Below are 12306 nucleotides of genomic sequence, written 5' to 3'. Positions count from 1 at the left end.
AATATCCCCGCCGGAGGTCGCGCGCCTGCGCGCTTTCCCACACCAAGGACTAAGGCAGACATGATCCCGGGGCCGCGCAATCTGATCTCCGACGTTCCGGGCATTCGCGTCGGAAATGCACAGGATGACACCCTGAAATCCGGCACTACAGTGCTGACAGCGGACCGGGCCTTTACCGCCTCAGTTCACGTGATGGGGGGCGCGCCGGGGACGCGGGAAACCGATTTACTGGCCCCTGATAAATCCGTCACGGAGGTGGATGCCATTGCGCTTTCCGGAGGGTCGGCCTTTGGTCTGGATGCCTGTTCAGGGGTGTCCGACGCGCTGCGGTCACAAGGGCGGGGCTTTCCGGTCGGAGACACCGTGGTGCCAATCGTGCCGGGCGCGATCCTGTTTGATCTGTTGAACGGCGGCGAAAAGAATTGGATCGATAACCCTTATCGCGCCTTGGGGCGGGCCGCCTTTGACGCAGCGTCCGACGACTTTGCGCTGGGGACGGCGGGTGCGGGTACCGGAGCTTTGGCGGCGATGCACAAAGGCGGGCTGGGGTCGGCCTCGCTGGTGCTGGAAAATGGTATCACGGTCGGGGCGCTGGTCGCGGCCAATCCCTTGGGCAGCGTCACGACCCCTGGAGACAAGCATTTCTGGGCCGCGTCATTTGAAACAGGTGGCGAATTTGGCGGGTTGGGCCCTGATACCAGCACCGGTCTGGGCTTGCCGCCGCCAAGCCGCAAGGCGCAAGCCATGCGGCGCGCCGCATCAGAACGGACCAACACCACCATTGCCATCGTCGCGACCAACGCCGCACTGTCCAAACCGCAATGCCAGCGATTGGCGGTGGCCGCGCATGACGGCATTGCCCGCGCCATTGTGCCCGCCCATACGCCGGGAGACGGCGATCTGGTATTCGGCGTCAGCACCGGTGCGCGTCCCTTGGGCAAAGAAGAGGAACTGGGGCTTATCGGGCACACAGCCTCGATCTGTCTGGCAAGGGCCATTGCGCGTGCCATTTACCTGGCGACGCCCTCAAGAGGGGACCTTTTGCCCTGTTGGTCCGAGGTACATGACATAAGTTAAGGACGCCCTATATGACGCAGTGGCACAGTGCCCTCGCGCGGCAATCTGCGCGTTGACTCTTTTTTGTGCCGAATGTCCATTCGGTGCAGCCAATTCGTATCGGAGCAAAAGTTATGAATCGCATCCTCGCAACCGCAATTGTCGGCCTGCTGGCCGTACCCGTATATGCCGAAGGTGACGCTGAGGCCGGCAAGAAAACCTTCAACAAGTGCAAGTCCTGCCATCAGATCGCGGATCCTGCGGGTGAAGTAATTGTCAAAGGCGGCAAGACCGGGCCGAACCTGTATGGTATCGCAGGGCGCACCGCAGGTACCGAGGAAGGGTTCAAATACGGTGACAGTCTCGTCGCAGCAGGTGAGGCCGGGCTGGTCTGGGACGAAACGACCTTCACTGAATACGCGCAAGACCCCAAAGCTTTCCTGAAAACTTATCTGGATGAAACCGCTGCCAAGTCCAAGATGACTTTCAAGCTCAAGAAAGGCGGCGAAGACGTCTATGCTTATATCGTCAGCGTTTCCGGTGAATAACGTCTGATTCCGGACACTCTGAAAGACAACGAAAGGCCGCAGCCCCTGCGGCCTTTCGTGCGATTGATCTGTTAGTGCATCAGGCCCACTTTTAGATCAGGCGGCGCAGGCTATTTGGGGTTGTGCGCCGTAACGCCAAGCCGATCCGGCCGCAGCTAATGAGAAATGCCCGGCCCATGAGGCGGATCGGTAGTAGGAGACGACAAATGGGAATCATGATCCCGGCCTGGGTCGAAGGCGAATTGACCCCTGTGGACAAGCTTGAGGCGCATGAAAAAGGCCTGCGGCACAAAGCTGTATCGGTCTTTGTTGTGCGCGGAACCGAGATCCTGCTGCAGCGTCGGGCGATGGGCAAATACCACACGCCGGGTCTGTGGGCGAATACCTGCTGCACACACCCTGACTGGGGCGAAACACCGTCGGCGTGCGCGGTGCGCCGTCTGCGCGAAGAACTGGGAATCACCGGCCTGTACCCGGAATACCGCCATCGGCTGGAATACCACGCTGATGTTGGCAACAACATGATCGAACACGAAGTGGTCGACGTGTTTCTGGCCCATGTTCGCGGCCCCCTGAGTATTGAGCCTAACCCAGACGAGGTAATGGAAATCCGCTGGATTGATTACCACGATCTGCTGGCCGAAGTGCAGCGCCACCCGGATCGGTTTACGCCCTGGCTCAAGATCTATCTGCAAAATCACGCGGACACGATTTTCGGCCCGGATCTGATCATCTCGGCCAAATCCTGACGTCCCCCGCTTGCAAGGGCGGCCTAAGCCGCCTAAATCAACGCGTCATGGCCAAGCAAAAGACAGACCCGAATTACAAAGTCATCGCCGAAAACCGGCGCGCGCGCTTCGATTACGCGATCGAGGACGATATCGAATGCGGCATCATGCTGGAAGGGTCCGAGGTCAAATCCCTGCGCGCCGGCGGGTCGAACATCGCCGACAGTTATGCCTCGGTCGACGACGGAGAGCTGTGGCTGATCAACAGCTACATTGCACCCTACGAGCAGGCGAAGGTTTTCAAGCACGAAGAACGCCGCCGCCGCAAGCTGCTGGTCTCGCGCAAGGAACTGTCGAACCTATGGAACGCGACTCAGCGCAAGGGCATGACGCTAGTGCCGCTGGTTTTGTATTTCAACCACAAAGGCATGGCCAAAATCAAAATCGGAATCGCCAAGGGTAAGAAAACCCATGACAAGCGCGAAACTCAGGCCAAGCGTGACTGGTCACGGCAGAAGCAGCGGCTGATGAAGGATCACAGCTGATCCTTCCTCGGGTTCAGAACGCCATGGCGGCGGACACGGCGCGCTGCCAGCGGGCATAGGCGGTGTCACGGTCTTCGGTGGAAAGTTTCGGTTCAAATCGGCGATCCAGCGCCCAGGTTTCGGCAAATCCCTGTTGATCCGGGTAAACACCCGCGCGCATCCCTGCCAGCCATGCCGCGCCCAAAGCGGTGGTTTCCTGCATCACTGGCCGGTCAACCTCGGCCCCCAGATAGTTCGACAGACCCTGCATTGCCCAGTCCGAGGCGCTGGCGCCTCCGTCCACGCGCAAGGTAACGTTGGTTTCGGCACCCCAATCGCCTTGCATGGCATGCCACAGATCACGGGTCTGAAACGCGATGCTTTCCAGTGTCGCCTTGGCAATTTCCGCCCGCCCGGAGTTGCGCGTCAGGCCAAACACCGCACCACGGCAATCGGGTTTCCAATAGGGCGCGCCGAGGCCGGTAAAGGCGGGAACCAGCACGACATGCTGGTTCGGATCGGCCTGTTGAGCCAGTTCGCCGCTTTCCGGGGCCGAGTCGATGATCTTGAGCGCGTCGCGCAGCCACTGAACCGCAGCCCCGGCCACAAAGATCGAGCCTTCCAATGCGTAAGTCCGCTTGCCGTCAAGCTGATAGGCAATTGTCGTCAACAGGCGGTTCTTCGACTCGACCGGCTTGTCCCCGGTGTTCAACAGAGCAAAACAACCCGTGCCATAGGTTGATTTCATCATGCCGGGACGGAAACAGGCCTGCCCGATTGTGGCGGCCTGCTGATCCCCCGCAACGCCCAGAATCGGGATTTCCCCCCCCAATAAGGTCGTTTCTCCGAAGTCCGAGGCGCAATCATGTACCTCCGGAAGCATGGCCATCGGCACGTCCAGCAGGTCGCAGATCTCCACGCTCCACGCGCCCTTGTGGATGTCAAACAGCAGTGTCCGCGCAGCGTTGGTAGCGTCGGTAGCGTGGCTGCGTCCCTCGGTCAGGCGCCAGATAAGGAAACAGTCGATAGTGCCAAACATCAACTCTCCGGCCTCGGCGCGATCGCGGGCACCGGGAACGGTGTCCAGTAGCCATTTGACCTTGGTGCCCGAGAAATAGGGGTCTAGCAGCAGGCCGGTTTGGGCGGTCACATCATCCTCGCATCCCGCCTGTTTGTAGCGGGCGCAAATTTTGGCGGTGCGACGGTCCTGCCAGACGATGGCATTGTGGATCGGCTCGCCGGTAGCGCGGTCCCAGACCACAGTGGTTTCGCGCTGGTTGGTAATGCCGATGCCTGCGATCTGATCTGCAGTTACACCGGTGCTGTCCATCACCTCGCGGCAGACGCGCAAGACGCTGGTCCAAATTTCTTCGGCGTCATGTTCGACCCAGCCTTCTTGCGGAAAATGCTGGGTAAACTCATGCTGCGCGGTGCCTGCGCGCTGCATATTTGCGTCGAACAAAATGGCCCGCGATGATGTAGTGCCCTGATCAATAGCAAGAATATAAGTCACGCCCGCGCCTCTCCCGTTTGGTTCTGCGGGACTTTAGCGCAAACAGTGACAATCGTGCCAGAGCGTTCAGACGGGAATATTGTCGATCAGGCGCACGCCACCCGTCCAGGCCGCCGCTAGCAGCCGCGCGGGTCGGCTCGCTTGTGTCAGAGGTTCCAGCGTGTCTGTACAGCGCAGTTGCACATACTCAACCTGGGTGAAACCAGCAGCAAGCAGGTCGGAACTGGCCTGCTCCGCCAAGGGTTCGATCGACGCGCCGCCTTTCAGTGCTGTGGCCAGTTCCCGCATGACGCGGTTCAAGTTCGCGGCGACATCCAATTCTTCGGGTGACAGGCGCAGATTGCGCGAGGACATGGCCAACCCCGTGGGTTCGCGTACCGTGGGGCAACCGACCACCTCGATCGGAATATCCAAATCGCGTGCCATGCGGCGGACAATCATCAACTGTTGATAGTCTTTTTCCCCAAAATAGGCTCGATCAGCCTGGGTTTGCAGGAACAGTTTGGCGACCACAGTGGCGACGCCGTCGAAATGGCCGGGGCGGAATTCCCCCTCCATCACATCGGTCAAGCCTGCGACGGACACGTTGGTGGCAAATCCCTGCGGATAGATTTCCTCGGGCTCGGGCACATAGATCACATCGACTTCATAGCGCGCCAGTTTCTGTGCGTCGTCGTTTTCTGTGCGCGGATATTTGGCCAGGTCCTCGGGGTTGTTGAATTGCTTTGGGTTCACAAAGATCGTCACGACCACCCGGTCGGTTCCCGCCTTTGCAGCCTCGACCAGTGACAGGTGGCCCTGGTGCAACGCGCCCATTGTGGGGACAACACCAATTGTCTCGCCATTGCCGCGCCATTTGGCCGTCAGAGCGCGCAGGTCAGCCAGACGGCGCAGGATCGGGGTGGTCATGTCTTGGGTCCTTTGGTCGGGGCCTGATCAGCGAATACGTGTTCATCTGCCGGAAATGTCCGGGCGCGCACTTCGGCGGCGTATTCGGCGATGGCAGCTTCGGCCTGCGGGCCAAGCTCGGCATAGCGTTTGACGAATTTGGGTTTGAAGGCGGTGAAAAAGCCCACCATGTCATCGACGACCAGAATTTGCCCGTCACACCCGGCCGAGGCGCCGATACCGATGGTGGGGATTGTGATCTCGGCCGTGATCTGATCGGCCAGGCGCTGCGGAACCTTCTCTAACACGACGGAAAACGCACCGGCGTCAGCGACGGCCATTGCGTCGGCCAGAACCGCGTCGGCCTGGTCATCGCGGCCCTGCACCTTGTAGCCGCCCAGTGTGTTGATCGACTGAGGCGTCAGGCCGATATGGGCCATCACCGGGATGCCGCGCTTGACAAGAAAGCGGATGGTTTCGGCCATCTCGACACCGCCTTCCAGCTTGACCGCGCCGGCGCCGGTTTCTGCCATCAGGCGGGCGGCGTTGCGGAAGGCCTCGGCCGGTTCGTGCTCATAACTGGCGAATGGCATGTCGATGACCATCATCGCGCTGTTCAGGCCACGCGCGACGGCTTGGCCGTGCAGGATCATCATCTCCATCGTCACCCCAAGGGTCGATTCCAGCCCGTGCAGCACCATGCCGACGCTGTCACCGACCAGAACGAAATCGCAATGATCGTCCATCAGCCGCGCCATGGGCGTGGTGTAGGCGGTCAGGCTGACCAGCGGCTCGCCACCTTTACGGGCGCGAATATCCTCGGCATTGGGGGCTTTTTTACGGGCGGTGGCGCTCATCGTCGCTCCTCCGGGGTTCATGTTGCAGTGCGGCATAGCAGATTGAACAAGGTCATATAAACCCCGGTTGCGCGAACATTTCCTTGAATGACCTGAGGTTTAAAGGGACATTGATTGCAGAAACGACTGTAAAACGGCCGGTGCAAAGTATTCAACAGGAGAGGTATTTTTATGACAAAGCAAATGTTTCGGACTTTTGCCGCAGCACTTTTGCTGGGGGTCAGCGCCTTTACCACGCAGGCCCTGGCCAAATCCGATATCACAATAGCGATGCAGCTTGAACCGCCGCATCTGGACCCGACAAGCGCTGCTGCTCAGGCCATCGATTCGGTGGTGTACACCAATATATTCGAAGGCCTGACCCGTTTCATGGGCGACGGATCGGTGGTTCCGGGGCTGGCTGAAAGCTGGGAGATTTCCGACGACGGCACCGTCTATACCTTCAAACTGCGGGACGGCGTAACCTTTCATGACGGTACCACGATGGATGCCGGGACCGTCAAATTCAGCCTCGACCGAGCCATGGCGCCCGACAGCGCCAACGCGCAAAAAGCCCTGTTTGCCGATATCGCAAGTGTCGAGGTGGTGGACCCTCTGACCGTCAAAGTCACCCTTTCCGAACCCAATGGCAACTTCCTGTTCAACATGGCCTGGGGCGACGCAGTCATTGTCTCACCCGAAAGCATCGACAGCATCAAGACCAATCCCGTGGGGACCGGTGCCTTCACCTTTGGCGACTGGGTGCAGGGCGACAGCATCACCCTGAACCGAAATCCCGATTATTGGGGTGATCAGCCCGCTTTGGAATCCGCGACGTTCAAGTTCATTTCGGACCCTACCGCCGCATTTGCAGCAATGATGGCCGAAGATGTCGATGTGTTTGACAACTTCCCCGCGCCGGAAAACCTGCCCCAGTTCGAGGCCGACCCTCGGTTTCAGGTTCTTGTCGGTACGACCGAAGGGGAAACCATCCTGTCGACCAATAACAAGAAACCCCCGTTTGACGATATCCAGGTGCGGCAGGCGCTGGCCCATGCCATCGACCGTCAGGCGATCATCGACGGGGCGATGTTCGGGTACGGCACGCCCATCGGCACTCATTTCGCACCGCACAACCCGGCCTATGTCGATCTGACCGGCGACTCAGCCTATGATCCGAAGAAGGCCGCCGAACTGCTGGCCGATGCGGGATATGAGGAAGGTTTCGAGACCACGCTACATCTGCCGCCGCCCTCTTATGCGCGGCGCGGGGGCGAGATTGTCGCCGCGCAACTGGCAGAGGTCGGCATCAAGGCCGAAATCATCAATGTGGAATGGGCGCAATGGCTGGAATCGGTCTTCAAAGGCAAGGACTACGGCCTGACCATCGTCAGCCACACCGAACCGATGGATATCGGTATCTATGCGCGGCCCGATTACTATTTCCAGTATGACAGCTTGGACGCCCAAACCTTGATGGACCTGCTGAATGCAACCACCGACCCGGACGAGCGTAAAAAGCTGCTGGGCGAGATGCAGCGTCTGATCGCCAACGATTATGTCAACGGCTACCTGTTTCAGTTGGCCAAGCTGGGGGTCGCCAAGACCGGAGTGCAGGGCCTATGGAAAAACGCGCCCACTGCGGCCGTCGACCTGACCCAAATCAGCTGGTCCGAATAACCAATCACCGGGGCCGCGGATCGTGGCCCCGGTCCCCTTTGTTCCAGTGCGTATGTGACTATGATCATGTTTCGTGTTCTTCGGCTCATCATATTTGCCATTGGCCTGATGTCTGTGCCCGTCGGGCATGTCGGAGCACAGAACGCGCTTGATGGTCGAATGGATGCCTTGGTCGGGACACCTGACAACCCACTGAACGTCGGGATCGGCATCAAGATCGACCAGATCACCAGTGTCGACCAAAAGGCGGAAAACTATGGTGCCGTGGTGGTGCTGCGCGTTGAGTGGACCGATCCTGCGCTGGCCTTCGATGCGCAAGAGCAGGGGCGGGACATTCGGGTTTTTAACCCGCCGACACTGGCGGATCATGCAGCAGAAATCGGGGCAGTCCTGCCCGCTTTTGTCATTCACAACCAGCAATCCAACAAATGGATACACGAATCTGCGGCCTCTCTGCGGTATGACGGGCACGTCGTTTATGTCGAGAAATCCTCGTTGACGTTGCAGGCCCCGCATTTCGATTTTCGGAAGTACCCCTTTGATACGCAGGAGTTCCATTTCGATGTCGTGTCAATCTTCCCTTCGGAATATGTGCGCTATCACGCACTGGAGGAGTTCTCGGGACTCGGCGATTTGTTGGGTGAAGAGGAATGGGTTTTGGACAATGCGCGGGTAGAGACCTCTCAGGTCATTGGCCTGTCCGGACGGGAAAGCGACCAGGTGGCGCTGATATTCGAAGGTCATCGACACCTGACCTATTACGTTATTCGTGTGTTCCTTCCGATGCTGGTGTTGATCACGGTCGGATGGGCGCTGTTTTTTCTCGATGAATATCGTCGGCGGATCGAGATCGCGGGTGGCAATCTACTGGTCTTCGTGGCGTTTAACTGGGCGATCTCCGCCGATCTGCCCAAACTGGGATACCTGACATTTCTGGATTTCGTCCTGCAATGCATGTTTCTGATGACCGGGGCGTTGATCGTGTTCAACGTCGCCCTGCGCAAACTGAAGGTCTCGGGTCATGAAAGCGGGGCCAGGAAGCTGGACAACTACGCGATCAAATGGATTTACCCGCTGGGTTATGCGGCCATCGTCGGCTACGCGGTTTTCGCTTATCTTCTGGTACCCTAGTGCTGGACCCGCGACGCATGCAGCCCTAACGTGGCTTTGATGCTTCACTATACCCTTAAACGCCTGATTTCACTGATCGTAAGCCTCGTGGTTTCCTCGGCTGTCATCTTTGCGGTGATCGAGGTCGCACCGGGTGATCCGGCATCCTTCATGCTGGGCGTCAACGCACAAGAGGATACGCTTGCGGCGCTCAGGGCCGAGCTTGGGTTGGATGGGTCCAAGATGCAGAGATACACCGACTGGGTCGGTGGCATGTTGGTCGGGGATTTCGGAACCTCTTACACCTATCGCACGCCCGTGTCGCAGATGATCGCAGACCGGCTGTGGGTGTCCTTGCCGCTGGCACTGTATGCGCTGACCTTGTCCACCCTGATTGCTTTTCCTGCGGGGATTTATGCCGCCGCGCGCCGGGGCAAGCCGGGTGATCTGGCAGTGATGGGGGCAACGCAACTGGGTATCGCAGTGCCGAATTTCTGGTTCGCGATGATGCTGGTGCTGATCTTTGCCATCAACCTGCGCTGGTTCAACGCCGGTGGCTTTGCCGGGTGGGAACTGGGGCTGTGGCCCGGGCTGCGGTCGCTGACTCTGCCGGCGATAGCACTGGCCTTGCCGCAGGCGGCCATTCTGGCGCGGGTCATGCGGTCGTCGCTGCTGGATATTCTGGGCGAGGATTTCATGCGGACAGCCCGCGCCAAGGGCCTGTCTCGTCGTCAAGCCCTGTGGCGGCACGGGATCCGCAACGCGCTGATACCGGTTCTGACCATCATGGGGCTGCAATTTTCGTTCCTCTTGGCCGGGTCGATCATCATCGAGCAAGTCTTCTATCTGCCCGGGTTGGGACGGTTGGTGTTTCAGGCCATTTCAGCCCGCGACCTGATCGTGGTGGAATCCGTGGTCATGCTGCTGGTGTTCGCCGTCATCACCGTGAATTTTCTGGTCGATCTGGCCTATGCCGCCGTTGATCCACGGCTGAGGAGCAGGACATGAGCCGCAACCTCATCCTCGGCGCAGGTTTGTCGTCGCTGGTCTTGCTGGCGGCGCTGATGTCCTTTGTCTGGACGCCTTACGACCATGCTGCACTGAACATCCCGGGCAAGTTGCAGCCACCCAATGCGCAGCACTGGTTTGGCACGGATCATTTCGGGCGCGATATGTTTTCGATGATCATGGTGGGTGCGCGTACCTCGATCGCGGTGGCTTTGGTGGCGGTGGGGATCGGCATGGCGCTGGGCGTGCCTTTGGGGCTGACGGCAGCCGCGCGAAAGGGGTCGTGGTTGGAAGAGGTAATCATGCGCTGCAATGACCTGGTCTTTGCCTTCCCCTCGCTAGTCATCGCCATCCTGATCACCGCAGTTTTCGGGGCCGGGGCCATCAATGCCATCATTGCCATCGGCATCTTCAACATCCCCGTCTTTGCCCGCATCACCCGCGGCGCGGCCCTGTCCCTGTGGGAGCGTGAATTTATCCTCGCCGCCCGTGTCGCGGGCAAAGGCGCGGCCCGCATTTCCGCCGAGCACATCTTGCCCAATGTTGCCAATCTGCTGATCGTTCAGGGTACGATTCAGTTTAGTTTGGGAATATTGGCCGAAGCAGGCCTGGCCTATGTCGGTCTGGGTGCGCAACCACCTACGCCCAGCTGGGGACGCATGCTGGCCGATGCGCAGACAATGGTCAGTTTTGCCCCGCATTTGGCTCTGATTCCGGGGCTGGCGATCATTGTCACGGTGTTGGGGTTGAACCTGCTAGGAGACGGGTTGCGCGATTGGCTGGACCCGCGAATCCGGGTGGCGCGCGCATGAGTTTGCTTCGGATCGAAAACCTGTCGTTGTCCATTCACGGGGCGGTCATTCTGAAACAGGTCAGCCTGTCCATTGCGCCTGGTGAGATCGTGGCCGTGACCGGCGAGAGCGGCTCGGGCAAGTCGATAACCGCGCTTTCAGTCATGCAGTTGCTGCCGGGCGGCGCCAATGTCGATGGCGCGATCCGATTTGATGGGCAGGACCTGCTGACCCGTTCCGAGGCCGAAATGTGCGCCCTGCGCGGCGCGTCACTGGGAATGGTGTTTCAGGAGCCCATGACGGCCCTGAACCCGGTCAAGACCATAGGCGATCAGGTGATGGAGACCATCCTGGTCCACAAGGCCATGCCCCGCGCGCAGGCGCGCACCCGTGCCATCGAAGTTCTGGACCGCGTCGGTCTTCCCGCAGATCGCTTTCCTATGTCGCGTTTTCCGCACGAATTGTCCGGCGGTCAGCGCCAGCGTGTCGTAATCGCTATGGCCATCGCGCTGCGCCCCAAGCTGCTGATCGCGGATGAGCCGACAACCGCGCTGGACGTCACCACTCAGGCGCAGATTCTCGATCTGCTCAAGGGGCTGGTCCGTGAATACCGTATGGGTCTGCTGATGATCACGCATGATCTGGCGGTGGTAGCGGATATGGCCGACCAAATCGTCGTTATGCGCCGGGGTGAGGTGGTCGAAAGCGGCGCAACCCACGATCTGCTGCGCCATATGCAGCACCCATATACGCGGATGCTGTTCGAAGCGTCGGGCCACCAGGTATCTCTGCCCGCCCCCCCGGACCCGGCCCCACTGCTTGAGGTGACCAAAGTGGTTCGCGACTATCGCCTGCCCCGAAAACGCCTGTTCGATGCAGCAGGCCACCATCGGGCGGTGGACAAGGTCAGCTTTACCCTAAACCGGGGTGAGCGATTGGGTTTGGTCGGAGAGTCCGGATGCGGAAAATCGACCCTAACAAGGGCTATTTTGGGGCTTGAAGCGGTGCAGGAGGGGCAAATTTTTCTGGATGGCCAGCCGGTGTTCTCAGGGCACAAGCCCAATCTGGGTGTGCGCCGCAAGATGCAGGTGGTGTTTCAAGACCCGTACGGCAGCTTCAATCCCCGTCACCGCGTTGCGCGCCTGATCTCTGAGCCGTTTCACCTGCTGGAAACGCCTCCCGTCGAATCTGAGCGGCAAGATCGCATTGCCGAAATGCTGCGCGCCGTCGGTCTCAACCCTGATGATGCGAACAAATACATTCACGAATTCTCGGGCGGTCAACGCCAGCGGATCGCCATCGCCCGCGCACTGATTATCCGACCTGAACTGGTCCTGTTCGACGAAGCAGTCTCAGCCCTGGATGTGTCTGTTCGGGCGCAAATCCTAGATCTGCTGGCGGATCTGTGCACCACCTACGATCTGACTTATCTGTTCATCAGCCATGACCTGAGTGTTGTGCGCACCATCACCGATCGCGTTATGGTTATGCAGGCTGGTCAGATTGTCGAGCAGGGTGAAACCGAACAGGTTTTGACGAACCCGCAACATCCCTACACGTGCGCGCTGATCGATGCCGTGCCCACCTTGCCCAATATTGGTCAGAGTGTGGCCTGAAACCCATG

Annotated in this window: 12 protein-coding genes; 9 read left to right on the top strand and 3 right to left on the bottom strand. The window is 59.4% G+C overall.

Annotated elements, in window-relative coordinates:
• Positions 1 to 60: 60 nt before the first annotated feature.
• The 4 genes from ACR0IY_RS10810 to smpB all read left to right on the top strand — a co-directional run bounded on the left by ACR0IY_RS10810 (position 61) and on the right by smpB (position 2877).
• Positions 61 to 1077, top strand: coding sequence for a P1 family peptidase (locus ACR0IY_RS10810; RefSeq protein WP_480673080.1), 1017 nt, complete (start codon positions 61 to 63; stop codon positions 1075 to 1077).
• Positions 1078 to 1190: 113 nt separating this feature from the next.
• Positions 1191 to 1604, top strand: a complete 414-nt coding sequence (locus tag ACR0IY_RS10805) for a c-type cytochrome (protein WP_480673078.1) — start codon at positions 1191 to 1193, stop codon at positions 1602 to 1604.
• 206 nt (positions 1605 to 1810) lie between these two features.
• The gene (gene idi, locus ACR0IY_RS10800; protein WP_480673076.1) at positions 1811 to 2353 is read left to right on the top strand and encodes an isopentenyl-diphosphate Delta-isomerase; all 543 of its coding nucleotides are present in this window, start codon (positions 1811 to 1813) and stop codon (positions 2351 to 2353) included.
• A 47-nt stretch (positions 2354 to 2400) separates the two neighbouring features.
• Positions 2401 to 2877: an SsrA-binding protein SmpB gene (smpB, locus tag ACR0IY_RS10795; RefSeq protein ID WP_480673075.1), complete on the top strand. Its 477-nt coding sequence runs from the start codon at positions 2401 to 2403 to the stop codon at positions 2875 to 2877.
• A 13-nt stretch (positions 2878 to 2890) separates the two neighbouring features.
• Here smpB and glpK read toward each other — a convergent pair whose 3' ends face one another.
• The 3 genes from glpK to panB all read right to left on the bottom strand — a co-directional run bounded on the left by glpK (position 2891) and on the right by panB (position 6114).
• A complete protein-coding gene (gene glpK, locus ACR0IY_RS10790; RefSeq protein ID WP_480673073.1) occupies positions 2891 to 4369 on the bottom strand; it encodes a glycerol kinase GlpK in 1479 nt (492 codons plus the stop codon).
• A gap of 66 nt (positions 4370 to 4435) precedes the next feature.
• Positions 4436 to 5278, bottom strand: a complete 843-nt coding sequence (gene panC / locus ACR0IY_RS10785) for a pantoate--beta-alanine ligase (RefSeq protein WP_480673071.1) — start codon at positions 5276 to 5278, stop codon at positions 4436 to 4438.
• The gene (gene panB, locus ACR0IY_RS10780) at positions 5275 to 6114 is read right to left on the bottom strand and encodes a 3-methyl-2-oxobutanoate hydroxymethyltransferase (RefSeq protein WP_480673069.1); all 840 of its coding nucleotides are present in this window, start codon (positions 6112 to 6114) and stop codon (positions 5275 to 5277) included. Before panB ends, panC begins: the two co-directional genes overlap by 4 nt.
• A gap of 171 nt (positions 6115 to 6285) precedes the next feature.
• Between panB and ACR0IY_RS10775 the strand changes: the two genes are divergently transcribed.
• From ACR0IY_RS10775 to ACR0IY_RS10755, 5 genes are all read left to right on the top strand, one after another.
• Positions 6286 to 7773, top strand: coding sequence for an ABC transporter substrate-binding protein (locus tag ACR0IY_RS10775; RefSeq protein ID WP_480673067.1), 1488 nt, complete (start codon positions 6286 to 6288; stop codon positions 7771 to 7773).
• A gap of 66 nt (positions 7774 to 7839) precedes the next feature.
• Positions 7840 to 8904, top strand: coding sequence for a ligand-gated ion channel (locus ACR0IY_RS10770; protein WP_480673064.1), 1065 nt, complete (start codon positions 7840 to 7842; stop codon positions 8902 to 8904).
• A gap of 39 nt (positions 8905 to 8943) precedes the next feature.
• The gene (locus tag ACR0IY_RS10765; RefSeq protein ID WP_480673062.1) at positions 8944 to 9891 is read left to right on the top strand and encodes an ABC transporter permease; all 948 of its coding nucleotides are present in this window, start codon (positions 8944 to 8946) and stop codon (positions 9889 to 9891) included.
• Positions 9888 to 10703 carry an ABC transporter permease gene (locus ACR0IY_RS10760; RefSeq protein WP_480673060.1) on the top strand — a complete coding sequence of 272 codons (816 nt, stop codon included), beginning with the start codon at positions 9888 to 9890 and terminating at the stop codon, positions 10701 to 10703. The genes ACR0IY_RS10765 and ACR0IY_RS10760 overlap by 4 nt, the downstream gene beginning before the upstream one ends.
• A complete protein-coding gene (locus ACR0IY_RS10755) occupies positions 10700 to 12298 on the top strand; it encodes an ABC transporter ATP-binding protein (RefSeq protein WP_480673058.1) in 1599 nt (532 codons plus the stop codon). The genes ACR0IY_RS10760 and ACR0IY_RS10755 overlap by 4 nt, the downstream gene beginning before the upstream one ends.
• Positions 12299 to 12306 lie beyond the last annotated feature (8 nt).

Source organism: Ruegeria sp. BC1, from assembly GCF_056539305.1.
This window is presented reverse-complemented; position numbering and strand designations above follow the sequence as displayed.